The sequence below is a fragment of the Aeromonas sp. D3 genome, assembly GCF_027705025.1.
Taxonomy (GTDB): domain Bacteria; phylum Pseudomonadota; class Gammaproteobacteria; order Enterobacterales; family Aeromonadaceae; genus Aeromonas; species Aeromonas salmonicida.
On sequence record NZ_JAPDBE010000018.1, the window covers coordinates 19,123 to 43,556 of the forward strand.

General features: G+C 60.4%; 18 protein-coding genes and 1 pseudogene. 14 read left to right on the forward strand and 5 right to left on the reverse strand.

Annotation, left to right across the window (positions count from 1 at the left end; translation table 11 throughout):
- The first annotated feature begins 253 nt into the window (after positions 1-253).
- Entirely contained in the window at positions 254-2,179 is a 1,926-nt protein-coding gene (locus OKC28_RS12120) for an NAD(P)-binding protein (RefSeq protein ID WP_256687961.1), read from the forward strand.
- Positions 2,176-3,375, forward strand: a complete 1,200-nt coding sequence (locus OKC28_RS12125; protein ID WP_256687959.1) for a c-type cytochrome — start codon at positions 2,176-2,178, stop codon at positions 3,373-3,375. The genes OKC28_RS12120 and OKC28_RS12125 overlap by 4 nt, the downstream gene beginning before the upstream one ends.
- Before the next feature lie 71 nt (positions 3,376-3,446).
- Here OKC28_RS12125 and OKC28_RS12130 read toward each other — a convergent pair whose 3' ends face one another.
- Both OKC28_RS12130 and OKC28_RS12135 read right to left on the reverse strand, forming a co-directional pair.
- On the reverse strand, positions 3,447-3,782 hold the full coding sequence (locus tag OKC28_RS12130) for a DUF3634 family protein (RefSeq protein WP_058394273.1): 336 nt from the start codon (positions 3,780-3,782) through the stop codon (positions 3,447-3,449).
- A gap of 158 nt (positions 3,783-3,940) precedes the next feature.
- Positions 3,941-4,909 (reverse strand): nucleoside hydrolase, encoded by a 969-nt coding sequence (locus tag OKC28_RS12135; protein ID WP_059113949.1) that lies wholly within the window; start codon positions 4,907-4,909, stop codon positions 3,941-3,943.
- Positions 4,910-5,205: 296 nt separating this feature from the next.
- On the opposite strand from OKC28_RS12135, the gene OKC28_RS12140 reads away from it, so the two are divergent.
- Positions 5,206-5,763, forward strand: coding sequence for a HutD family protein (locus OKC28_RS12140; RefSeq protein WP_256687956.1), 558 nt, complete (start codon positions 5,206-5,208; stop codon positions 5,761-5,763).
- A gap of 33 nt (positions 5,764-5,796) precedes the next feature.
- On the opposite strand, the gene OKC28_RS12145 is transcribed toward OKC28_RS12140, so the two are convergent.
- Both OKC28_RS12145 and azu read right to left on the reverse strand, forming a co-directional pair.
- Complete coding sequence (locus tag OKC28_RS12145) at positions 5,797-6,000, reverse strand: hypothetical protein (RefSeq protein WP_059113944.1); 204 nt, start codon at positions 5,998-6,000, stop codon at positions 5,797-5,799.
- Between the two features lie 210 nt (positions 6,001-6,210).
- Positions 6,211-6,651, reverse strand: coding sequence for an azurin (gene azu, locus OKC28_RS12150; protein ID WP_256688383.1), 441 nt, complete (start codon positions 6,649-6,651; stop codon positions 6,211-6,213).
- Between the two features lie 331 nt (positions 6,652-6,982).
- On the opposite strand from azu, the gene OKC28_RS12155 reads away from it, so the two are divergent.
- From OKC28_RS12155 to OKC28_RS12205, 11 genes and pseudogenes are all read left to right on the forward strand, one after another.
- Entirely contained in the window at positions 6,983-8,023 is a 1,041-nt protein-coding gene (locus tag OKC28_RS12155; RefSeq protein ID WP_059113039.1) for an FAD:protein FMN transferase, read from the forward strand.
- 110 nt (positions 8,024-8,133) lie between these two features.
- Complete coding sequence (locus tag OKC28_RS12160) at positions 8,134-9,780, forward strand: tetratricopeptide repeat-containing response regulator (protein WP_021138033.1); 1,647 nt, start codon at positions 8,134-8,136, stop codon at positions 9,778-9,780.
- A 60-nt stretch (positions 9,781-9,840) separates the two neighbouring features.
- Complete coding sequence (locus tag OKC28_RS12165) at positions 9,841-10,803, forward strand: ion channel (protein WP_234577217.1); 963 nt, start codon at positions 9,841-9,843, stop codon at positions 10,801-10,803.
- Between the two features lie 139 nt (positions 10,804-10,942).
- On the forward strand, positions 10,943-11,749 hold the full coding sequence (gene xthA / locus OKC28_RS12170) for an exodeoxyribonuclease III (protein ID WP_021138035.1): 807 nt from the start codon (positions 10,943-10,945) through the stop codon (positions 11,747-11,749).
- 345 nt (positions 11,750-12,094) lie between these two features.
- Positions 12,095-13,294, forward strand: coding sequence for an efflux RND transporter periplasmic adaptor subunit (locus tag OKC28_RS12175; RefSeq protein ID WP_270689444.1), 1,200 nt, complete (start codon positions 12,095-12,097; stop codon positions 13,292-13,294).
- Positions 13,295-13,303: 9 nt separating this feature from the next.
- A pseudogene (locus tag OKC28_RS12180) lies at positions 13,304-16,407 on the forward strand (efflux RND transporter permease subunit).
- A 118-nt stretch (positions 16,408-16,525) separates the two neighbouring features.
- On the forward strand, positions 16,526-17,284 hold the full coding sequence (locus OKC28_RS12185) for a substrate-binding periplasmic protein (protein ID WP_058394283.1): 759 nt from the start codon (positions 16,526-16,528) through the stop codon (positions 17,282-17,284).
- A gap of 54 nt (positions 17,285-17,338) precedes the next feature.
- Entirely contained in the window at positions 17,339-17,794 is a 456-nt protein-coding gene (locus OKC28_RS12190) for a hypothetical protein (RefSeq protein ID WP_234595809.1), read from the forward strand.
- Positions 17,795-18,117: 323 nt separating this feature from the next.
- Positions 18,118-19,650: an efflux RND transporter periplasmic adaptor subunit gene (locus OKC28_RS12195; RefSeq protein WP_270689390.1), complete on the forward strand. Its 1,533-nt coding sequence runs from the start codon at positions 18,118-18,120 to the stop codon at positions 19,648-19,650.
- A gap of 73 nt (positions 19,651-19,723) precedes the next feature.
- The gene (locus tag OKC28_RS12200) at positions 19,724-22,852 is read left to right on the forward strand and encodes an efflux RND transporter permease subunit (RefSeq protein ID WP_021138041.1); all 3,129 of its coding nucleotides are present in this window, start codon (positions 19,724-19,726) and stop codon (positions 22,850-22,852) included.
- A gap of 48 nt (positions 22,853-22,900) precedes the next feature.
- On the forward strand, positions 22,901-23,257 hold the full coding sequence (locus OKC28_RS12205) for a copper-binding protein (protein WP_256687946.1): 357 nt from the start codon (positions 22,901-22,903) through the stop codon (positions 23,255-23,257).
- Positions 23,258-23,356: 99 nt separating this feature from the next.
- On the opposite strand, the gene OKC28_RS12210 is transcribed toward OKC28_RS12205, so the two are convergent.
- Positions 23,357-24,373 carry a lipoate--protein ligase A gene (locus OKC28_RS12210; RefSeq protein ID WP_256687944.1) on the reverse strand — a complete coding sequence of 339 codons (1,017 nt, stop codon included), beginning with the start codon at positions 24,371-24,373 and terminating at the stop codon, positions 23,357-23,359.
- Positions 24,374-24,434 lie beyond the last annotated feature (61 nt).

The window sequence follows — 24,434 nt, forward strand, 5'->3', positions numbered from 1 at the left end:
GACCCTTAATTAATCAAAATACGCTCAAGTTAATTCCATGCTATTGGTGAGACTATCTCCTGAACATACCTGTCTCATGCATTTCATCGGGTCTGCTTCATCACAACCGTCATCATCTTGTTTAATAAGTTATTATCAAACCCATGGACTCCATCCGGATATGGCGTTAGGTTGCGCCCCTTCGTTGCCAAGCCAGTGACGAAACCGACCCTATCCCATTCCCCATTTGACTCTTCATACCACAGGGATTGCCATGAGTATCACACGCAGAGACTTTCTCAACGGCGTAGCCATCACCATAGCGGCAGGCATAGCCCCCATCAATCTGTTGCAGGCGGCAGAGGGCGGCAAGGCGCTGGCCGACAAGACGCTTGCCTATCCGCCCGCCCTCACAGGGTTGCGAGGCAACCACCCGGGCTCCTTTGAACCGGCCCACAGCATAGCCCGCGACGGCAAGCAGTATGACTTCGCCAATGTTCCCCTCGAGGGGGAGTACGATCTGGTGATCGTCGGCGCCGGGATCAGCGGTCTGGCCGCCGCCTGCTTCTATCAACAGTTACTCGGCGCGGATAAAAAGATCCTGCTGCTGGACAACCACGACGACTTTGGCGGCCACGCCAAGCGCAACGAATTCACCACGCCTGATGGCCTGCGGCTGGGTTACGGCGGCAGTGAATCCCTGCAATCGCCGCGCTCCGTCTACAGCCCCATCGCGCTCGGCCTGCTCAAGACGCTCGAGGTGAACATCGACGAACTGGCCGCCGGCTTCCAGCAGACCTTCTATCCGGATCTGGGCCTGAGCCGCGGCGTCTACTTCGACGAGAAGCACTTTGGCGTCAACAAGGTGGTGAGCGGTGACCCTGGCCACAACGTGGCCGACGACATACCCCGGGACCGCCTCAACGGCCGCCCCCTTGCCGAATTCATCGGTGACTTCCCGCTCGATGAGCGCGACCGTGCAGCCTTGCTGGCCCTGCACGAAGAGAAGATCGACTACCTCAGTGGCATGAGCCGGGAGGAGAAAGACCTCTGGATGACCCGCAACAGCTACACCAGCTTCCTGCGAGACAAGGTGGGTCTGAGCGAACGTGCAATCACTTACTTCCAGCAGCGCACCAACGACTTCCAGGCGGTCGGTATCGATGCCACCGCCTGCGCCGATGCGCGGCTCTGTGCCCTGCCTGGCTTCGACGGGCTGGATCTCACTCCTCTCGATGCCGAGGAGCAGGCGGAGCTGGACGATCCCTACATCTTCCACTTCCCGGATGGCAACGCCGGCCTGACCCGCCTGATGGTGCGCAAGCTGATCCCGCAGGTGGCGCCGGGCCACACCATGCAGGATGTGGTGCTGGCCAAGTTTGACTACGGCAAGCTCGATCTGCCGGAGCACAAGGTGCAACTGCGCCTTGGCAGCACGGCGCTGCAGGCGAAGAACATCCGCCGCACCGATGGCAGCACAGGGGTGGATGTCACCTACATCAAGGAGGGCAAACTCCATCGGGTGCGGGCCAAACAGTCAGTCATGGCCGGCTACAACATGATGATCCCCTACATGGTGCCGGAGATGGCAGAGCCCCAGAAGGAGGCCCTTCGCCAGAACGCCAAGGCACCGCTGGTCTACACCAAGGTGGTGATCAAGAACTGGCAATCCTTCGTCAAGCTGGGAGTGCACGAGGTCTACTCCCCCGCGGCGCCCTACAGCCGGGTCAAGCTGGACTACCCGGTCAACCTCGGCGGCTACGAGCATCCCAAGAATCCGGATCAGCCCATGTGCCTGCACATGGTCTATGTGCCGACCCTGCCGGGCAGCGGCCTGTCGGCCCGCGAACAGTCCCGCAAGGGACGCGCCATGATCCTCGGCATGCCGTTCGAGCAGCACGAACAGATGATCCGCGAACAACTGCAGGGAATGCTGGGCAGCGCCGGTTTCAACCATGAGCAGGACATCCTCGCCATCACGGTCAACCGCTGGTCCCACGGCTACTCCTACATCACCAATACCCTGTTTGATGACGAGGCGCAGTGCGAAAAATGGATTGAGCTGGGTCGCCAGCCCATCGGCAACATCACTATCGCCAACTCCGACTCGGACTGGAGCCCCTACGCCCACTCCGCCATCGACCAGGCCTGGCGCGCGGTCAACGAGCTGGTCGCCATGCACAAAGGAGGTGCCCAATGATCCGCGCCCTGTCACTGACCGCTACCGCCCTGCTGGCAGCCATGGCGGCCCAACCTGCGCTGGCTGGCTCCGCCATGTCGGCAGGCGAGTATATTTCCAAGCTGGGGGATTGCGCCGCCTGCCACACCAGCGAGGCCAGTACCCCGCTTGCCGGTGGCAAGGGCTTCCCGACCCCCATAGGCACAGTGTTCGCCACCAACATCACCCCTGACAAGACCCACGGCATCGGCAACTACAGCCTGCCGGAGTTCATCAAGGTGATGCGCGAAGGGGTGACCAGGGATGGTCACCAGCTCTATCCGGCCATGCCCTACACCGCCTACGCCAAGATGAGCGATAAGGATCTTGAAGATCTCTATCACTACCTGATGAAGGAGGTTCCCCCGCTGGCGGTGGCCAACAAGGAGAGCGACATCCCCTGGCCGCTCAATATGCGCTGGCCGCTGATGGGCTGGAACTGGCTCTATCACGATGACAGTCGCTTCACTCCGGTAGCGGGCAAGAGCGAGCAGTGGAATCGCGGCGCCTATCTGGTGCAGGGTGCCGGTCACTGTGGCAGCTGCCACACCCCGCGCGGGCTCGGCATGCAGGAAAAGGCCCTGACCGAGGCAGACCCCCTCTATCTGAGCGGTGCAACGCTCGATGGCTGGTATGCCCCCAATATCCGCGGGGCCCGGTACGACAAGCAGGCGATCATCGATCTGCTGAAAACCGGCCTCAGCCAGCATCAGGCCGTTTCTGGCCCCATGGCGGAAGTGATCACTCACAGCAGTCAGTACTTCAGCGACGCCGATCTCGCCAGCATCGCCACCTATCTCACCGAGCTCAGTGACGACACGCCGGTGAGCCAGGGCAACCGGGCCTACGCCAGCGCGGGCGGAAAGGCAGACTACGCCATGTACTGCTCGACCTGTCACGGGGTCAACGGTGAGGGCAATGACCACGTCATTCCTTCACTGGTGGGCAACCAGACTGTGCTGGCCGATGATCCGGCCAGCCTGCTCAACGTGCTGCTACACGGCGCCGAGACCCCGATCACTCAGGGCCATATCGGCTACCACATGCCAGGTTATGGCTGGACCCTCAACGACGAGCAGATGGCCGAGCTGGCCAATACGCTGCGCGCCTCCTGGGGAAATGAAGGAGCCGCCATCAAACCGGCAGCCGTCAAGGCCCAACGCGAGCTGCACGAGTAGCACAACTGCAGACCTTCGCCATAAAAAACGGGCCTCCCATGGAGGCCCGTTTGCTGTGTGCCATCAGGGCGTCAGCCCTTGCGGGACTTGGGACCTTGGGTAGACACAGCTGACTGGTGGTAATCGGCATAAGGGAAGATATTGCGAAAACGCTGGGCGACTGGCTCCGGGATCGAACGGGAGAAGACCAGCTTGACCCCGTGCCCGTCCCGCTGACCCAGGATGCGGCCCCGCACGGGATCGTGGTGCAGGATCTGCCGGGCCTGGGCCAAAAACGCGGGGGACACCTTGCCCCGCTTGACCACCACCTTGTCCGCTTGCAACCGGATCTCGAACAGGGCTCCCCGCCCCAGCGTCATCAACCACCCGATCAGGGCAATTGCCACCAACAAGGATAACCAGGCCATCTCTTCCCTCCTAACGACTCAATGTCAGCACGTCACTCCGGGCTATTTCCACCCCCGCTGACGTCTTGCTGTCAGACAGTATAAGCGGCCCCATTGCCGGAATGTTTGGCGCGGATCACAGCCGTCGACTCACCTTGCGTTCGGTCACCCTACGCAGGTCAGCAATCCTTGCCCCAGGCCACCAGGGTGTCGCGATAGAGCGCCAGCAGCGCCTGATCCCGCACCGCCACCCCCACATGCTGGGCACGATAGTCGGCCCAGCCGTCATGAGGATGGGATTTGTCATCGAACTTTTGCAGGGTATGACCGATGGCGGGGCCACTGTTGATCACCCGCACAGGCCCCTTTCTCAGGGTGAACAGAGTCGGATCGATCACGTAGGCGATGGCGGAGGGATCATGTACGTGGCAACCATCCAGGCCGATGCGCTCCGAGTAGAAGCGCAGATAGAAACGGCTCACCTCCCACAGGAAGCGGCCCGGCTCGCCCGCCTCATCGCGCAGCGCATCCAGATAGCCACTGCTGAAGAAGCTCTGCTGGGTCACATCCAGCCCTATGATCACCACGGGCCAGTTGGCGGTAAACACCCGGTCGGCGGCATCGGGATCGTCGTGGATATTGGCCTCGGCATAGGGGGTGACGTTGCCGCGATGACCGTTGACGCCAAAGGCACCGCCCATCACCACCACCTGCTTCACCAACCCGGTGATCTCCGGTGCCTCCTGCAGCGCCAGCGCCAGGTTGGTGAGCGGCCCTATGGTAACCAGGGTGATCTCGCCGGGGGCGGCTTTTACTGCGTCGACTATGTATTGCCACGCCGGGCGTGCATCCGGGGCGAGACTCACCTCCCCGGCCTCGACATCGCCGAAACCACTCGGGCCGTGCACGACAGTGGTCGGCCCCACGGGATCGCGCAGCAGCGGCGCGGCCGCGCCCTGGGCGACATCTGCCTTCATGCCGTACTTCTGCTTGAGCCAGAGTGCATTGCGGGTGCCATTGTCGATGGTGGCGTTGCCAAAGACGGTAGTGATGGCGATGAGATCGATGGCGGGGTGCGCCTCGGCAAACAGAATTGCCATGGCGTCGTCGATACCCGGGTCGGTATCCAGAATGATTTTGTGGCTCATAGGGCCTCCAGACAACAACGGAACTGCCAGTGTAACGACACCCTGCCCGTTTAACAGCGCTGTGATCACACCCTGACGATTGCCTTTCCCCGGAGCGGGTCGAGTGGCGTCTTCTTGAGCAGAACGGGTGGCAGAGACAGGCCGGTAACCTGACAGTCGGCCTGCGCAGCGAAAGAGTGCTGAAATAGTGGGCAACCGGACGGCCGCGGATAGCTGCCGCCTTGTGAGCCGCCGCGCGGAATGGTATCACTTGGCCTCATTGACCACTTATCTCACCCACCTGCCGAGGCGCCATTGTGATCACCCTGATTAAAGAGTCGGACCAGCTGAAGATGCCCTGGAAGAACAAGCAGGGCACCACAGCCCAGATCCTCATCTCTCCCAGGGGAGCGACTCTGGACAAGCTCGACTTTGACTACCGTCTGAGCTCGGCCCCCATCAAGGAAGCCGGTATGTTCTCCCGTTTCCCGGGTTATCAGCGCATCCTGCTGCCCGTCAGCGGCGCCGGCTTCGTGCTCAACGGCCATCCTTACGCCACCCTGGAGGCGGCCCATTTCAGCGGGGATGACGAGACCCACTGCGCCTTGCTGAAAAAAGAGGTGACGGATCTGGGGCTCATCTACGATCCTGCGCGCATCAGCGCCAACGTACGGGTGCTCAATCTGCCGTTTCCCCTCACCCTGACTCTGGAGGCCGACAAAACCTACCTCTGCCATCTGCTGAGCGGTCAGCTCACGGTTCAGGATCATACCGTGGCGGTCAACGACACCCTGGTGGTGACCGGCGAGGAGAGCATACGGCTGGAGTGCCAGAAGAAGACCGCCATCGCCTTCTTTACCCTGCAAGCCAGATAGGGGAGAGGCCCGCGCAGGCCATTGGAGACGGGATCACCGTTTGGGGGCGCGGCCCCCGCTGTCGAGACAGGCCTGCATGGTGTCGTAGGGAACATAGTGCTTGGTGCGGCTGTAGTAGGTGCCGCCCTGGGGGTGGCAGATGCCGTTGCGGCTCTTCTTGACCGGGGGCTCAGCCGCCAGCGCCAGGGCACACACCAGCATCAGACAACAGCTGACAACCCATTTGACTGCGCTCATCACTCACATCCATTCAGTGTCCGGGCCAGCAGGCCCCGCTTGCTGCCTATTTTATCCCGCCCAAAGCGCGGCCACTCCTTGCCAGATCACGAAATGAATCATTTATTCAATCGCTTGGCTCATCTACATCCGCGATCGACACAAGATTTGCGCATCATAAAAAAGCCGGGGCAGCCCGGCTTTTTCTTCATGACAACCAGAACAAGCGGCTTAGCCGATCTTGAAGCTGCCCTTCATCATGGCGAAGTGGCCGGGGAAGGAGCAGAAGAAGGTGAGGTCGTTACCAGCCAGGCCGTCGGTTTTGAAGGTCACGCTGGTGCTCTCGCCGCCGCCAATCATCTTGGTGTGGGCCAGCACCCGCGGATCATCCTTGGGCAGGTAGTTGTTGTCGGCACCGGCACTCATGCCGGCGGTGGCGACAGTCTGATAGTCGGCGGTGTTTGACAGCACCCAGTTGTGGCCCATGGCGGTCACCGGCATCTTGCCTGTGTGATTGAGGGTCACTGTCACCTCTTTGCAGGTCGCCGGTACGCTCATCTCTTTGAGGTTGAACTGCATGGCATCATTGCCTTCGATGACCAACGCGCACTCATCGGCCAGAGCCGGGGCAGCCAGGGTGCTCAGAAACAGCAGGGTAATCGCCTTTTTCATCATCTTCTCCTTTGATTGGCAATAGATGGCAACACAATTGCCTCAGGCTGTGATCCACAACGGGCAAAGATGCTGTCAAAATCGACCTTATTCTACTCAAGTGTTGTCAATCGGCTATGGCTTTAGTGCAAAGCTGCGGGTCAAGTCACCAGATTGACCTTATTAACAACAGACCTTGAGCCTGAATGGATACGCACCCGCCTCGTCATAGGCCCACCTGTGTTTAATTTTGTCCGCGATTTTGTGCGCCAGACACTCGCCACCCGCCAACCTCTTGGCTAAGCTGGCGCCCCTGTGGCACAACGCCCTGTTTGAGATAGAGATGTTGCTTATGTCGTTCACCTCCATGTCGGCCCTGCGTGGCCTGCTGTTACCTCTGGTGCTGATGTTGACCGCCTGCCAGCCAGCCCCCACCCAGACCCGCATTCAGGGTCAAACCATGGGCACCTACTATGTGGTGACGGTGAACGATCCCTATCCGGGCGGTGAAGCAGAGCTGAAGCGTGAGCTGGATGCCCTGCTGGCGCGGATGAACAAGGAGATCTCCACCTATGACAAGAGCTCCCTCATCTCCCGCTTCAACCAGGGGCCAGCCAACCAGCCCATGATGATTCCGGCCACCATGGCAACCATAGTGCAACAGGGCATTGATACGGGACACCTCAGCCAGGGCAAGCTGGATGTCACAGTGGGCCCTCTGGTCAACCTCTGGGGATTCGGGCCGGACATGCGCCCGCTCAAGAAACCCAGTGACGCACAGATCGCCAAGGCGCGTCAGAGAGTGGGTATCGACAAACTGACCCTGACCCCGCAGGGGGATCACTTCCTGCTCAGCAAGGCAATCCCGGATCTCTACCTCGATCTCTCTACCCTGGGGGAAGGCGCCGCATCGGATGAAATCGCCGTGTTGCTAGAGAGCAAGGGCGTCCACAACTATCTCATTGAAGTGGCGGGTGCCGTGCGCAGCAAAGGCAACAACAGCAAGGGCAAGCCCTGGCGCGTCGCCATTGTCAAACCGGCGGATCAACCCGGCGCCTTCTCCGATGTTGTGACCCCCAATGGCATGGCCCTCAGCACCGCAGGCAGCTATCGCAACTACTACGAGCTCGATGGTCAGCGTTACTCCCACATTATCGACCCGGCAACAGGCGCCCCCGTGACCCACAAGCTGGTCTCCGCCAGCGTGATGGCCAACACAGCGCTGGAGGCCGACGCCCTCGATACAGCACTCATGGTGATGGGGCCTGATCAGGCAATGGCCTTCGCCAAAGAACATCAGCTGGCGGCCTATCTCATCATCAAGACGGAGCAGGGCTTTACCGCGAAATTCACCCCCCAGTTTGCCCCTTATCTGGTGCAAGAGAAGCCATAAACCGTATGGCCCCGCTGAAAAACAGCGGGGCCGGCCCATGTTCAATTGCCTGTCTGCGCGCTTTGGTGGCACACTTCTGTTATCCGCCCGTAGCGCCTTGACCCTGACAGATGCAGACACCGGAACCCGAAGCAGAGAAAAAAGTCCAGCCCAAGCCCAAACGCATCTTGCTGGTCAACGAACAGCGATCCTTTCAGGTGATGATGAAGGCCATGTTGATCAACCTGGGCATCAATCGCATCACCTATGTCAATTCGGCCGAGGAAGCCCGGCGCCGCTGTCAGAAAGAGACCTTTGACATCTATCTGCTCGACTACGAACTGGGGGGCGGCGAGAACGGGCGTCAACTGCTGGAAAGTCTGCGGGATCAGCATCTCATCCCCCCCCAGAGCGTGGTGATCATGGTGAGCGCTGACAGCTCCCGCGCCATGGTGCTGAGTGCGCTGGAGGCCGAGCCCGACGAATACCTGATGAAGCCCTTCTCCCAGGAACAGTTTTCCTTTCGCCTCAAGCGTGCCCTCGCCCGCCGCCAGGCGCTGGAGAGCGTCTTCACCGCCCTGGCCAAGGACGATCTGCCTGCTCTGCTGGCCATCTGTGCCGAGCGAGCCGATGCGGTGCCCCGCTTTGCCAACTTCTGCCGCTGCCTGCAAGCCGATACCCAGCTCAAGCTGGGGCAGGCCAAGGAGGCGCGCAGCCTGATGCGCCAACTGCTGGCCGGGCAAGAGAACAGCTGGGCTCGGCTGACGCTGGGCAAGGCGTGCCACACCCTGGGCCTGAACGAGGAGGCCGTGAGCCACCTGCAGGCTACCCTCAAGAATACCCCGCTGATGGTGGAGGCCCACATGTGGCTGGCGGAATCCCAGCTGGCCCTTGGCAATGACGAGCTGGCACAGCAGGAGCTCAGGCGAGCGGTGGATATTTCGCCCCAGTCGGTGCAGCTCTCCCGCCGGCTGGCAGAAGTGTGCCTGCTACGCCACGACTACGCCCAGGCCAAGGATGTATTGCTGTCCCTCATCGACCTGTCGCGCAACTCCATCCATCGCACCCCTCACTATCTGGGGGCCTATATCCAGACCCTGACCCTGTACGCCCTCAACAGCAACGACAGCTACCACATCGCCAATCTGCAGAAACAGGTGAATTCGGCCCTGTCTCGCATCCGCGATTCGCTGATGATGGCGGAGTTCAACTACCCGGTGTTCGAGCAGATCTGCCAGGCCAGGGTGCAGATCGCCCTGGGGGAGCTGCTCAAGGGCAAGAAGATGCTCTATCGCGCCAACCAGAACTGGCTCGACCAACCGGCCACCATGCCCCCCAGCCTGCTGGGCGAGACCATACTGGCCCTCTACCAGCTCGGCGAATTCGAATACGCAGAGAGCCTGCAGGCACTGCTGGCAGAGGATGAAGACAGGCTGCTCACCACCTGCATCCAGGCCACCCGTGATGACAAGACAGTGCTGGAGCGGCGTCAGCGTTACCAGCAGCTCAACGATCTCGGTATCAAGGCCTATCAGAGTGGTGAGCTGGAGCAGGCCCTCGGCCACTTTCGTGAGGCCCTGCGCCGCGCCCCCGCCAATACAGGTGCTGCCCTCAACAAGATCCAGGTGCTGCTGCAACTGATGCAGAAGAATCGCAAGAGCCCGGAGTTTGGCGCCGAGTGCAAGGAGACGCTGGAGGTGCTGGACGGCATCCCCCTCAACCCCACCCAGCAGGATCGTTTTCGCAAGCTGCGTCAGGAGTTTACCCAGCTCAGCTGACCCGGAAGCGGCTCCCCTCGCCTATGCTGATACAGACTTGGCGAGGGGAGGAGAACCGCAATGGCGATGTGTCGATATCTGGTGGCGGACGGGCGTCACTGCAGCGAGGAGGCAGGGGAGCACGAGCTGTGCCGCTGGCACGATCCCCACGCCGATCATCAGGATCCCCAGACGGCGCATGAGCTTGAGCACTACATTCATCAGGGCGGTCTGTGCCACGGCCTGCAACTGGCTCGTGCCAACCTGGCCGGGCTCAATCTGGTGAAGAAGGGAGCACCACAGGGCTTCTTGCTGGAGCAGTGCAACTTCTATCGGGCCAACCTGCAAGGTGCCCACCTCTACGGCATTCGCATCAAGGGCGGCAGCCTGATGAAGGCGGATCTCAGTGACGCCAACCTCCACTGCGCCGAACTCGACGACGTCAATCTGCTCGGCATCCGCTGGCACAACACCCGCCTCGACAACCTCAACACCGGCAAACGACTGATGCAGGAGCGGCGCGGACGCAGCGAGCGGGATCCGGCGCAAGCCCGCATCTGGTTCAAGGAGGCCGAAGAGACCTACCGGGATCTGCGCAAAGCCTCGGAGGCGCAAGGCATCTTCACCATGTCAGGCCGCTACATACAGCGGGAGCTCACCATGCGCCGCCTGCAACTGCCGCTCTGGTCAATCCAGAGATTCACCTCCTGGATAGTCGATCTGTTCTGCGGCTACGGCGAGGCGCCGATGCGGGTGGTGCTCTTCTCCCTGCTGCTCATCTTCATCTGCAGCATCTTCTACTTCTTCTTCGGCCTGAGCTTCCAGGGTGAGCACCTTATCTACCAGCCCGGCGCCCCCTTCGAACAGAACGCCATCTTTCTGCTCGAATGCCTCTACTACAGCGTGGTGACCTTCACCACCCTGGGGTATGGCGACTTCACTCCCGTCGGCCTGTCGCGGATCTTTGCCGCCTTCGAGGCCTTTACCGGCAGCTTCACGCTGGCGCTGTTTGTGGTGGTGTTCGTTAAAAAGATGACCCGTTGAGTGGCGCCGCCCTCCCCGGCCAGCGTTGGCGCCGGGGCAAGCGCCCACGCCAGCGGGGCCAAGCCGGCCCCTGAACTTGCATCCGCGGCGGATTCCTAGTCCAATAGCGACTTATAAAAATGACATGAGCATCCCGGACATGAAGATCATCTCTTTTAATATCAATGGCCTGCGCGCCCGCCTTCATCAGCTGCAAGCCATCATCGACAAACACCAGCCGGATGTGATCGGCCTGCAAGAGATCAAGGTACACGACGAGGCCTTCCCGCTGGCAGACGTGGAAGCCATGGGCTATCACGTGGAATTCCACGGTCAGAAGGCCCATTACGGGGTGGCCATCATGAGCAAGCAGAAGCCGGTCGAGGTACAAAAAGGCTTCCCTACCGATCCGGAAGATGCCCAGCGCCGCATGATCATGGCGACTTTCAAACGGGAGGATGGCTCCCTCATCAAGGTGATGAACGGCTACTTCCCCCAGGGGGAGAACCAGGATCACGAGACCAAGTTCCCGGCCAAGCAGAAGTTCTACGAGGACTTGCAGCACTATCTGGAAACTCACCACACCCCGAATGATCAACTCGTGCTGATCGGGGATGTGAATATCTCCCCCACGGATCTCGACATCGGCATCGGCGAGGCAAACCGCAAACGCTGGCTGCGAGAGGGCAAGTGCTCCTTCCTGCCCATCGAGCGCGAATGGATGGAACGCCTGAAAGGGTTCGGCCTGACCGACACCTTCCGCGCCGCCAACCCCACGGAGTGCGAGCGTTTCTCCTGGTTTGACTACCGTTCAAAGGGCTTTGACGAGAACCGCGGCCTGCGCATCGATCTCATCATGGCCTCCGACGCCCTCAAGGACACAGTGACCGAAACCGGCATCGACTACGAGCTGCGCGGTATCGAGAAACCCTCCGACCACGCTCCCATCTGGGCCACCTTCGCCTGATAAATTCACACAGTGGGGACGTTTGACTCCCCACTGTGACCCAGCCCCCACTTCCCCCTCCCCTTTCCTTCTTATAATTCCCGACAAACCTCCCGGATCATGAGCAATGCTCATAATGGAGTACGCCCGCACCATCAGGATAACCATTGTCGCTGGCCTGACGCCCATCTCCTCATTGGAGCTGACAACATTCAACACCGAGCAGCTTGGGTTCAATGTCTGTGCTCTATCATTTAAAAACTATTTGTAATCCAATAAGTTGAATTATTAATCATGCAGTTGATGACATCAGTTCAGAACAGGGGTGGGCACGACGATCGCTGCCCATTCAACAGGAGTGCGATGATGAAGGTGCAAAACGTCGGGGAAAGTATGTTCAAGCGTGGCTGGATTGCTCTGGCACTGGTCAGCGTGCTGGCTGGCTGTGGCGACAAACCAGCCAGTAGTGCCCAGGTACGCCCCCCTGTGCCCGTGGTAGTGGCCGAGGCCAAACTGACCGATGTGCCGCTGACGACCGAGATGGTGGGAGAGACGGCGGGTTATCGCGAGATCGAAGTTCGCTCCCGGGTAAACGGCATCCTGCTTGAACGCACTTATGTGGAAGGGCAACCCGTGACAGCAGGCCAGGAGCTGTTCCTCATCGATCCCGCCCCCTACAAGGTGGCACTGGAACAAGCCAAGGGGGCCCTGGCTCAGGAACAGGCCCGGTTCAACAAGGCACGCGCCGATCGGGACCGCATCATACCGCTGTTCAAACGCCAGGTTGTGAGCCGCAAGGACTATGACGACACCATCGCCAACTACGAAGCGGCCATTGCCAGCCGCCAGGCCGCACAGGCAACAGTCAAAGAAGCAGAACTCAACCTCAGCTACACCCAGGTGACGGCACCGATTGATGGCATGGCGAGCAAGAGCTCCCAATCCGAGGGGAGTCTTATCTCAACCAATGCCAACAGCAGCCTGCTCACCACCATCACCCAGTACAACCCGCTCTACGTCAATTTCTCCTACTCGGAACAGGACCGTCTCAATTTTGAAACCTCGGTGCGAAAAGGATTGATTGAGGCCAAAGACACCACCAACTGGCGTACCCATATCCGTCTCGCTGATGGCTCCGTCTATCCCCAGGCGGGCAAGCTCAACTTCTCCGATAACCGGGTCGACCCGCAGACGGGAACAATTCGGGCCCGCGCCATCTTTGACAACAAAGAGGGGGTCCTGCTACCGGGTCAATTTGTCCGACTCACCATCGACCTGGGTATTCGTAAAAACGCCATAGTGGTGCCCGCCAGAGCGATTGTGCAATCCCAGGCCGATCGCATGGTGATGGTGGTGGACGGCGATGACAAGGTGGTACCACGCCCGGTCAGACTCGGTCCGGCCATTGCAGAAGGAGTGCTGATCGAGAGCGGCCTTGATGCAGGCGAGCGTTACATCGTAGAGGGGCTGATGAAAGCCAGACCCGGCAGCATAGTCAAACCTGTCTCGGCCCAAGAGATGCAGGCGATCGGCGACCAGATGGCCAGCAAGCCAGCGGCCAGGTAAGGAGCTCGTATGTTTTCCAAGTTCTTCATTGAGCGCCCCATCTTTTCCTGTGTGATATCGATCATTATCGTACTGGCAGGATTGGCCGCCATGCGTTCCCTGCCCGTCGAGCAGTTTCCGCAGATCACGCCCCCCGTGGTATCGGTCACGGCCTTTTACCCGGGGGCAACCCCCGAAGCCATCTCTCAAACCGTTGCAGCCCCACTCGAGCAGCAGATCAACGGGGTTGAGCATATGGTGTACATGCAATCTGGCTCCGCCTCCAATGGCCAGATGAACCTCAACGTCTATTTCGAGATCGGCACCGATCCGGATCAGGCCACCATCAACGTCAACAACCGGGTCTCGGCCGCCATGGCCCAACTGCCGGAAGAGGTGAAAAAGCAGGGAGTCACGGTCAAGAAAAAATCGACCTCCATCTTGCAGGTCATCACCCTGGTGTCACCCAACCAGTCATTTGATACGACCTACCTGTCGAACTATGCCCTGCTCAACATCATCGACGAGCTCAAGCGGATACCTGGCGTTGGCGACACCATGCTCTTTGGTGGCACTGACTACGCCATGCGGATCTGGCTGCGCCCGGATCGTCTTGCCCAGTTGCAGCTGACCCCGGGCGATGTGATTGGCGCCATCCGTGAGCAGAACACCCAATTTGCCGCAGGCAAAATAGGGGCTCAGCCCACCAGCACGCCCATCGACTTCACTTACACGGTGCAGACCAAGGGGCGCCTTGAGGATGTCAAAGAGTTCGAGAACATCATCATACGATCCATGCCAAATGGCGCCAAAATTCGGGTCAAGGACATTGCCCGGGTCGAGCTGGGTGGCAAGGATTACGACATAGTCGCTCGCGCAAACGGCAAACCTGCCATCGGTATCGCCACCTATCTGCAACCGGGTGCCAACTCGGTTGCCGTGGCGGATGCCGTACACGCCACCATGGCGCAACTGCAAACCCGGTTTCCGCAGGATATCGAGTATCAGATCCCCTATGACACCACCGAGTTCGTAAAACTCTCCATTGAGGAGGTAGTACATACCCTGTTTGAAGCCATGGTGCTGGTGTTCGTGGTGGTTTACCTCTTCTTGCAGAATTTCCGCGCCACCCTGATCCCCTGTATCGCTGTGCCGGTGTCCTTGATCGGCACCTTTGCCGGCATGCTGCTGCTGGGCTTCTCTATCAACCTGCTCACCCTGTTCGGTATGGTGCTGACCATAGGCATAGTGGTGGATGACGCCATAGTGGTGCTGGAGAACGTGGAGCGCAGCATGCGCGAGCGAAAGCTCTCGGCGCCGCAAGCCGCCATTCTCGCCATGCAGGAGGTGTTCAGCCCCATAGTCGCCACCACCCTGGTCCTGTGCGCCGTGTTTATACCCGTGGCCTTTATGGGTGGCATGATAGGGGTGATGTACAAGCAATTTGCCATCACCATCGCCGTCTCTGTGGTCATCTCCAGCATCATTGCCCTGACCTTGTCACCGGCCTTGTGTGCTGTCTTGCTCAAGGACGGCCATCAGGAACCCGCTCGCTTCTTCGTCTGGTTCAATCACCGCTTTGACCAGCTCACCAGAGGATATGTGCGTGGGGTGGCTTTCCTGAATCGCCGGGTGGCACTGGCCTTCAGCATCATAGTGACCATGCTGCTCGCCAGTTATCTGCTGTTTATGAAAGTACCGGGGGAACTGGTACCGGATGAGGATCAAGGCTACCTCATCTCTGCCATCATGCTGCCAGACGCAGCTGCACTCACTCGCACTCAGGCGCTGGCTGACAAGTTTGACCAAATCGCCATGGCCAACCCGAACGTGAAGGATGTCGTCACCTTCTCCGGTTTCGACATTCTCTCCAGTGCTGTGATCAGCAACAGCGGCCTGAGCTTCATCACCCTCAAGGACTGGAGCGAGCGAAAAGACGCAGGACAAGACTCCTTCTCCCTGGCGAATACCTTTCAAGGCATGAGTCTGATGGGGCTGGCGGATGGCTTTGTGGCCTCCTTCAATCCACCGCCCATCCAGGGGATGTCCACCACGGGGGGACTGGAAGGGTATCTGCAAAACCGCACGGCAGCGATGCCAAGACCTTCTCGGCAGAGGTTGAACATTTCCTGGCCGCAGCCAGAGAACGGCCTGAGTTTGCCAGCGTCACCTCGACCTATCGCGCCAATGTCCCTCAGGTCTATCTGGATCTTGATCGGGAAAAGACCAAGGCGTTGGGGCTGCCCATCAATGCGGTGTTCGACACCATGCAGGCCACCTTCGGTCAGGTTTACGTCAACGACTTCAACCAGTTCGGTCGTACCTATCGGGTCCAGCTTCAGTCAGAAGCGGATTATCGCGCCAAGAAGGGCGACATTCGCAACATCTATGTCCGTTCCGACAAGGGCGAGATGATCCCCCTTAGCAGCCTGGTGACGGTACGTGACGCCAGCGGCCCCGAGTTGGTGGAACGTTTCAATGTGTTCCCTGCCGCCAAGATCATGGCGCAACCCGCACCGGGATACAGTTCAGGACAAGCCATTGCCGCATTGGAAGAGATCGCGAACAGTACCCTCGGCAACGATGCCAAACTGGAGTGGACCGGCTCTGCCTATCAGGAGAAAGCCTCTGCCGGCAGTGCCGGCATGGCGTTTGGCTTCGGCATAGTGATGATTTTCCTCATTCTGGCGGCCCAGTACGAACGCTGGAGCCTGCCGTTTGCGGTGATCACTGCGGTTCCCTTCGCGCTGTTCGGGGCCCTGCTCGCCACCTGGGCCGTGGGCCTCACCAACAACGTCTACTTCCAGATTGGGTTGGTCACCCTAGTGGGGCTGGCGGCCAAGAACGCCATCCTGATTGTGGAGTTTGCCGTGATGAAGCATGAGGAAGGGATGAGTATTGCCGAGTCGGCACTGGAGGCGGCGCGCCTGCGTTTTCGCCCGATTGTCATGACATCGCTGGCCTTTATTCTCGGCTGCATCCCCTTGATTACATCGAGCGGTGCCGGTGCGGCCAGCCGCCATGCCCTCGGCTGGCCGGTCATTGGCGGCATGCTGGCCGCCACCTTTATCGCCATCTTCTTTATCCCGCTCTTCTTCCGCTTGATCATGCAAGGCTCGCAAAAGAAGCGCTAATACCGTTATCAATCAATATGGTATTTGCTCAAACGCCTTCGCTCTGCGAGGGCGTTTTTATTCAAATCAACTCGGCTCAATCACCTAAACTCTGGGAGATTTGAGGGGGAGTATTTCTATGCTGGTTCAGCTTTGGCTCGCTGCGGCACTTGCCGGATCAAACATGACAGCCTGTGGTCACCATGACTATCCCCCGTGGAACTGGCATGCGGGCGGTAAAATCGTGGGTGTCTGCGCCGAAGTAGTGAGCACCCTCTATCAACGGCTGGGGCTCAACGTTAACCTTGACTACGTAGGCCCCTGGGCCCGTTGCCAGCAAAAGGTGGCCTCCGGCGAGGTAGACATCAATATTTGTGCCCTGCGCAACGGCGAGCGTGAAAGCTACTCCCGCTTCACGCAAACACCGATGGCCATCAATGACATGGCTGTGTTTGTTCGCCAGCCCAGCCCGCGTCTCTTGGAGCAACGGGAGGATCTGGCCGGGCTAAGGGGAGCCATGATGATCGGGGTCAGCCTTGGCAGCGAGCTGGACACTTTTCTGGAAGAAAATACCCGGATCCACAGGGTCAACTCCCTCAAGCAGGTCTTTGGGCTGCTGGCCAGCGACAGGGTCGACTTTGTGCCCTACGGTCGCTCTTCTGGTCGCCTCTTTTTACGGGAAAATTACCCGGATAGCGGTCTGGCCGATCTGCTCTGGCCCCTGCAACAGGGAGAACTCTACATCTCGGTGTCCCTCAACTCCCCCCACCTCGATACCCTGGAGAAACTCGAACCCATGTTGCAGGCTCCGGGTATGGGTCAGTGGATAGATCAACTGCTGGACAAATACAGCACCCTCTATCTGGAGCAGCAACGACAGACTCAGCAGATGCCTTGACCTTCTCCCGCGAGTAAGGTTTAGATTTGCCCCATCCCTTGCCAGAGTTGACACATGATGAGTTTGGTTCGATTGCCCACCCTGCTATTGGCCCGGCTGTTGCTGGCGCTGATGCTTGTCTGCAATCTGACCCTCTGTATCAGCTGGCACGGGACCGATGTCATCTCCTCCACCATGACGACCGGCAGCGACAACGCAACCATGAGTGCGACCGCCATGCAGGGGCTCGCCTGTCACACAATGGCAGCCGATGATGGAGAGCAAGGCAATGCCATGAGCCAGGGAGATTGCCAGATGCACGGCGGCCTCACCTCGCCAACCGGGGGCGGCCTGCCACTGCTGGCCGCGCTGCTGACCTTGCTCGCCCTCCCCCTTTTGCTGCTGCCCCATTTGGGGGCCGCCAGTCATCTGTTCGATCACTGGCTGCGGGATCCCTTCCTGCGCAGCCGCGGTACTCATCCCCCCTCCTGGCCCCGCCGACATCTGATGCTGTCGGTGCTGCGCCACTAGAAGGATCTTCTCCCGTGCATGGGACAAGGCTGACCTTGCCCGACACTGCACGTCCTTGCCTGACCCTGTGACGGCTGGCACCGCCAGCAATAGCAGGGAGCCGTGCGTCCGCTGACTCGTCAGCAACGCCCCGTTTGCCGCCCAGCCTGTGTGATCTGCTGCGATAGATGCAGCAACCAGATGCTCGTTATGCGTCTGTCACCATCACAAGCTGGCGGCCTGATAGAAGAGAAGATGCACATGTCATCTGCCCGATTGACCGAGCCAGTTGCCGCTCACCCTTGCACCATTAGCGCCCGCCTGATGCAGGTCGGAGGTTCCCTATGAGCCATAAATCAAGCCAAAAGCTGCTTGTCTCAGCCCTGCTGCTGGCCCTCGGGGCCGGTGGCGGCTACTGGGCCGCCAAACAGACTGGCGACGGTGCAACCGCCAAAGAGAAGACGCCCCTTTACTGGGTCAACCCCATGGATCCCCGCGACAAGCGCGACGGCCCGGCCAAGGACAACATGGGGATGGACTTTATCCCCGTCTATGAGGAGCAGAAAAACGGCTCGCCGGGCACAGTCACCATCAGCCCCGAGATCCAGCAGAACCTGGGGGTGAGACTGGCCAAGGTCGAGCGACTGCCTATCCACCAGCAGATCGAGACGGTGGGCTATGTCGGTTATGACGAAGATCGGCTGGAGGCCATCAACGCCCGCATGGCGGGCTGGATCCGCACCCTTGCCATCAAGAGTGAGGGGCAGAGAGTCACCAAGGGGAGCCTCATCTATGAGCTCTACGCCCCGGATCTGGTCAATGCCCAGCACGAGTACCTGCTGGCGCTCAACACGACCAATCCCCTGCTGCTGCGCGCCGCCGAGGGCAAGCTCAAGTCCCTGCAGGTACCGGCGGATCAGATAGCCGCCCTCAAACGCAGCCGGCAGGTGCGCGAAACCATCAGCATTTATGCCCCCAGCAGCGGTTATGTCTCTGAGCTCAAAGTGCGCGAGGGGCAGTATGTAGAGCCCGCCGCAGCGCTTTTCAACATCAGCACCCTCAAGCAGGTGTGGGTCAGTGCCGAGGTGTTCGAGCGCCAGGCCGCCCAGCTGAAAGTGGGAGATCCGGTCACCATGACCCTGGATTACGCTCCAGGCCGCCGCTGGCTGGGACGGGTAGATTACCTCTACCCGACCCTGGATGCCGCCACCCGTACCCTCAAGGTGCGGCTGCGCGTTGACAACCCGGACGAGTTTTTGAAACCCAATATGTTTGCCAAGGTGGCCATTCGCACCGGCCAGGGGGAACCCCGGCTGGTGGTACCGAGCGAAGCGGTGATCCGCACCGGTAGCCAGGACAGGCTGGTGCTGGCGCTGGGGGATGGCAACTTCAAGTCGGTCGCCGTCACCCTGGGCCCCCAGTTTGGCGACAAGGTCGCCATCAAGGCAGGGGTAGAAGCGGGTGACAGCATAGTCAGCTCGGCCCAGTTCCTGCTCGACTCCGAATCGGCCATCGATTCGGACTTCCAGCGCATGACAGCGGTGCGCCCGGCGCAGGTGTGGACTCAAGGGACTGTACAAAGCATGGATCTGGCCAGCCGCACCCTGATGGTGGCCCACCCGCCCATCCCCGAATGGCAGTGGCCCGCCATGGAGATGGAGTTCACCGTCGCCGAAGGAGTCGATATCAGCAAGCTGGCCGAGGGGCAAAGCCTCCATCTGCAGGTGATACAAGAGGGGGATGAGTACCGCATCACCAACATCCATCAGGAGAGTGCCAAGGAAAGTGCCCCGGCCACCGGCCACGCTAAGGAGCAGGCAATAGATGAGATGGAAGGCATGGACCCTAGCCAGCACGGTATGGGGGCCAAGCCATGATCCCCTCGCTTATTCGCTACGTTGCCGACAACCAAGCTCAGCTCTCTGCGCAACATAAGAAAGGAGCCAGATCATGATCCCTGCCATCATTCGCTGGTCCGTGGGCAACCGCTTTCTGGTACTGCTGTTGACCGTCATGCTCACCGCCTGGGGGCTCTGGTCGGTGAAGCAGACCCCGGTGGATGCCCTGCCGGATCTCTCCGACGTGCAGGTGATCATCAAGACCTCCTACCCGGGTCAGGCGCCCCAGGTGGTGGAGGATCAGGTGACCTACCCGCTTACCACCGCCATGCTGGCGGTGCCGGGGGCCACCACGGTGCGCGGCTACTCCTTCTTCGGCGACTCCTTCGTCTATGTGCTGTTTGACGACAACACCGACCTCTACTGGGCCCGTGCCCGGGTGCTGGAGTATTTGAGCCAGGTGGCCCCCAATCTGCCCGCCTCCGCCCGCCCCCAGCTCGGCCCCGATGCCACCGGGGTAGGCTGGGTCTATCAGTACGCCCTGGTGGACAGAACCGGCAAGCATGATCTCAGCGAGCTTACCTCGCTGCAGAACTGGTTCCTCAAGTACGAGTTGCAGACGGTGAATGGCGTCTCCGAGGTCGCCACCGTCGGCGGCATGGTGCGCCAGTATCAGGTACGGGTCGACCCCGACAAGCTGCGTGCCTACGGCATTCCGCTCTCCCTTATCGAGACCGCCATCAAACAGGGCAACCAGGAGACAGGCGCCTCCGTCATCGAGATGGCGGAAGCTGAGTACATGGTGCGCTCGAATGGCTATTTGAAGAGCGTGGAAGACCTCAAGCAGATCCCGCTCGGCACCACTGTGCGCGGCGCCCCGCTGCTGCTGGGGGATGTGGCGGATGTGGTCACCGGCCCCCAGATGCGGCGCGGTATCGCCGAGCTCAACGGCGAAGGGGAAGTGGTGGGCGGCATCATTGTGATGCGCTATGGCGAGAATGCCCAGCACACCATCGACGGGGTCAAGGCGCGGCTGGCGGAGCTGAAGAGCAGCCTGCCGGAGGGGGTGGAGGTGGTCACCGTCTACGATCGTTCCGACCTTATCCAGCGCGCCATCGACAACCTCTCCGGCAAGTTGCTGGAGGAGTTTGCCGTGGTGGTGCTGGTCTGCGTCGCCTTCCTGTTCCACCTGCGCTCGTCGCTGGTGGTGGTCATCACCTTGCCCATCGCCATTCTGGTGGCCTTTATCGTGATGCACCTGCAGGGGATCAACGCCAACATCATGTCGCTCGGCGGCATTGCCATCGCCATCGGCGCCATGGTGGATGGCGCCATAGTGATGATCGAGAACGTCCACAAGCATATGGAGCGGGAGGCGCTCACCGACAAGAACCGCTGGCGCATCATCACGGAGGCGAGCATCGAAGTGGGGCCCGCCATCTTCTTCTCCCTGCTCATCATCACAATGAGCTTTTTGCCGGTGTTTGCGCTGGAGGCGCAGGAGGGACGGATGTTCCATCCGCTCGCCTACACCAAAACCTACGCCATGGCGGCCGCCGCCGCGCTCGCCATCACGCTCGTTCCAGTCATGATGGGCTACTTTATCCGCGGCAAGGTGCTGGCCGAGCAGGCCAACCCTCTCAACCGTGGCTTGAGCCAGGCTTATATCCCGCTGCTCAAGGCCGTACTGGCGCGCCCGAAAACCACCCTGATGCTGGCGGCGGTGGTGACGGTAGCGGGCTTCTGGCCGCTCAAGTATCTGGGCTCCGAATTTATTCCGCCGCTCGATGAGGGGGACATAATGTACATGCCCACCACAGCGGCCAATATTTCGGTGGGCAAGGCGCGGGAGATCTTGCAGCAGACCGACAAGCTGATCCGTACCGTGCCCGAGGTACAGAACGTGTTCGGCAAGGCGGGGCGCGCCGAGACCGCCACCGACCCCGCCGATCTGGTGATGATGGAGACCAGCATCCAGCTCAAACCCCGGGAGCAGTGGCGCCCCGGCATGACCCCGGAGAAGCTCAAAGAAGAGCTGGATTCCCTTATCCGTTTCCCCGGCCTCACCAACGCCTGGGTGCCCCCCATCAAGACCCGTATCGACATGCTGGCAACCGGCATCAAGACCCCGGTCGGCATCAAGATAGCGGGGCCCGACCTCAAGGTGATCCAGCAGTTGGGCCAGCAACTGGAGCAGATCGTCGGCAAGGTGGCGGGAGCGGCCTCCGTCTACGCCGAACGGGTGGCCGGTGGCCGCTACGTCAAGGTGGATATCGACCGGCTCAATGCCGCCCGTTATGGCCTCAACATCGCCGACGTGCAGGCGGTGCTCGCCACCGCAGTGGGCGGCATGGACGTGGGCCAGACCATAGAGGGGCGCGAGCGCTACCCCATCAACCTGCGCTATCCCCAGAGCTACCGCGACTCGGTGGCAAGCCTCGAACTGCTGCCGCTGGTGACCCCGAGCGGCGCGCGCATCGCGCTAACGGACGTGGCTCGGGTCTATATCAGTGACGAGGCCCCCATGCTGCGCAGCGAGAATGCGCGCCTGAACGGCTGGGTCTACGTGGATATTCGCGGCCGCGACATCGGCACCTTTGTCGATGAGGCCAAGGCCGAGGTGGCCAAGCAGCTGGTGCTGCCGGCGGGTTACGCCCTCACCTGGTCCGGGCAATACGAATACATGGAGCGAGCCAAGGCGCGCCTCGCCTACGTGGTGCCGTTAACCATCGCCATTATCGTGCTGCTGCTCTATCTGGCGTTTCGCCGCTTCCAGGAGGTGCTGCTCATTCTCACCACCTTGCCGCTCGCGGTAGTGGGCGGGATCTGGACCCTCTGGCTGCTGGATTTCAACCTCTCGGTGGCGGTGGGGGTGGGCTTTATCGCCCTGGCCGGGGTGGCGGTGGAAACCGGCGTCTTGATGCTGGTCTACCTCAACCACGCCTGGGATGAGCTGGTGGCGAGCGGCAAGCCGGACAAGGCGGGTCTGCACCGTGCTGTGATCCACGGCGCAGCCCTGCGCCTGCGCCCCAAGATGATGACGGTGGTCACCATCATCGCCGGCCTCTTGCCCATCATGTGGAGCCAGGGCACCGGCTCCGAGGTGATGCAGCGCATCGCCGCCCCCATGATAGGCGGCATGGTGAGTGCACTGGTGCTGACCCTGCTGGTGCTGCCCGCAGCCTACTACCTGTGGCGCAGCCGAAGCCTTGACAAGCAGGCCGACCAACCAGCCGACTAACCCTTTTGCAATCAACGAAGTGTTTGAATCAATCACAAGGAAAAGACCATGAACTACAAGACATTTGCAATGACATTGCTGCTCGGCCTTGCCTCTCTCCAGGCCCGGGCCGAGATGACCATGAGCCACGAGGGGCACGATATGTCCCAGATGGAGGGGATGGATATGCAGGCGACAGGAGATAGCATGATGACCAAAGGGATCATCAGCCGTATCGACGAGGCCAATGGCAAGGTGGGCATCAAGCACGAGGCCATCGACAACCTCAATATGCCCCCCATGACAATGGTGTTCCTGCTGGCCGATCCCGCCCTGACCAAGGGGCTAAAGGTCGGAGATACGGTACGCTTTCACGCCGAAAACCCGGCTGGCAAGCTGACGGTCACCCAGCTGCAAAAACAGTGAATTGACGGACAAGATAAACGGCGGGACTCTCCATCCCGCCGTTTATATTAAGGTTCGTTTGGGCACCTAGTTAGTGAGCATGCTGCCTGGACAATGCGGTCAGCGCAGTGCCGCCTGCAACCAGCCAGCAAGCGCATCCAGCTCGGCTTGCCGAGCCGGGAAATCGGTCTTCAGTTGCCCGAGCAGCGCGGCTATGGCGTCGCTGCGATAGGTCACACCCACCAGCCGCTGGGCCAATGCATCCAATGGGGCCGGATCCAGGCTGTCGCTGAAGATCTGCGCCCGACCTATGACCCCCTTCTCCACATCGAAATGCAGCTCCACCCCGCCCCAGTCGAAGCGCTCGTCCAGCTGATGGGTGAACGCAGGCGCATGACCAAAATTCCACTCCCAGCTGCGCTGGCGGGCGAAGGTCTCGGCAAAGCCGGGCAAGTCCGGCAATTGGGTCGGGGAGATATGCTCGGGGGAGACGCGCGCACCGTAGTGGGCGAAGAAGGCCTCAATGAGCGCATGACTCACCTGCTGATGTTCGATCCCAGGCAGCAGCTCGCACAGATTGGCTACCCGACTGCGTACCGAGCTGATCCCCTTGGCGGCCAGCTTCTTGGGGTCGGGATTGAGGTAATTGGCGAGGCGGCTCAAGTCTGCATCGAGCAGCAGGGTGCCGTGATGAAAGCCGCGATCATGGGTCTCCCGATAGGCCGAGCCAGACACCTTGCGATCCCCGTCCTGGGTGGCCACCAGCAGGTCGTTGCGCCCGGAAGCAAAGGCACTCACCCCGAGCAGCTTGAGCGCATCGAGCACTATGGCGGTGGAGATGCTCTTGTCATAGCCCGGCTTGCCCGCCATGAAGGTGAAGCAGCTGTTGCCAAGGTCGTGAAACACGGCGCCCCCCCCGCTGCTGCGCCGGACCAGGGTCACGCCATCCTCTTCCATGCGGCGGGTGTTGCACTCCTTCCACGGGTTCTGGGCACGGCCAATCACCACTGTATTGGCGTTACGCCACAGAAACAGTACCCGCTGGTTCGGGTCCATCTGCCGGAAGATGCACTCCTCCACCGCCAGGTTGAACAGGGGATCGTGAGAGTCGGAAACTAGCAGACGCAGAGCAGTCATGGGCAGGCCTTTATCGAGTCAATAACGGGCCGATATTACCACTTTCTTTCTCACCTGCAGT

Bases quoted from the DNA above. Each gene is read 5' to 3' on its own strand.
- OKC28_RS12120 (WP_256687961.1), top strand. From the start codon at position 254: ATGAGTATCACACGCAGAGACTTTCTCAACGGCGTAGCCATCACCATA.
- OKC28_RS12125 (WP_256687959.1), top strand. From the start codon at position 2,176: ATGATCCGCGCCCTGTCACTGACCGCTACCGCCCTGCTGGCAGCCATG.
- OKC28_RS12130 (WP_058394273.1), bottom strand. From the start codon at position 3,782: ATGGCCTGGTTATCCTTGTTGGTGGCAATTGCCCTGATCGGGTGGTTG.
- OKC28_RS12135 (WP_059113949.1), bottom strand. From the start codon at position 4,909: ATGAGCCACAAAATCATTCTGGATACCGACCCGGGTATCGACGACGCC.
- OKC28_RS12145 (WP_059113944.1), bottom strand. From the start codon at position 6,000: ATGAGCGCAGTCAAATGGGTTGTCAGCTGTTGTCTGATGCTGGTGTGT.
- azu (WP_256688383.1), bottom strand. From the start codon at position 6,651: ATGAAAAAGGCGATTACCCTGCTGTTTCTGAGCACCCTGGCTGCCCCG.
- OKC28_RS12155 (WP_059113039.1), top strand. From the start codon at position 6,983: ATGTCGTTCACCTCCATGTCGGCCCTGCGTGGCCTGCTGTTACCTCTG.
- OKC28_RS12160 (WP_021138033.1), top strand. From the start codon at position 8,134: ATGCAGACACCGGAACCCGAAGCAGAGAAAAAAGTCCAGCCCAAGCCC.
- OKC28_RS12165 (WP_234577217.1), top strand. From the start codon at position 9,841: ATGGCGATGTGTCGATATCTGGTGGCGGACGGGCGTCACTGCAGCGAG.
- xthA (WP_021138035.1), top strand. From the start codon at position 10,943: ATGAAGATCATCTCTTTTAATATCAATGGCCTGCGCGCCCGCCTTCAT.
- OKC28_RS12175 (WP_270689444.1), top strand. From the start codon at position 12,095: ATGAAGGTGCAAAACGTCGGGGAAAGTATGTTCAAGCGTGGCTGGATT.
- OKC28_RS12185 (WP_058394283.1), top strand. From the start codon at position 16,526: ATGCTGGTTCAGCTTTGGCTCGCTGCGGCACTTGCCGGATCAAACATG.
- OKC28_RS12190 (WP_234595809.1), top strand. From the start codon at position 17,339: ATGATGAGTTTGGTTCGATTGCCCACCCTGCTATTGGCCCGGCTGTTG.
- OKC28_RS12195 (WP_270689390.1), top strand. From the start codon at position 18,118: ATGAGCCATAAATCAAGCCAAAAGCTGCTTGTCTCAGCCCTGCTGCTG.
- OKC28_RS12200 (WP_021138041.1), top strand. From the start codon at position 19,724: ATGATCCCTGCCATCATTCGCTGGTCCGTGGGCAACCGCTTTCTGGTA.
- OKC28_RS12205 (WP_256687946.1), top strand. From the start codon at position 22,901: ATGAACTACAAGACATTTGCAATGACATTGCTGCTCGGCCTTGCCTCT.
- OKC28_RS12210 (WP_256687944.1), bottom strand. From the start codon at position 24,373: ATGACTGCTCTGCGTCTGCTAGTTTCCGACTCTCACGATCCCCTGTTC.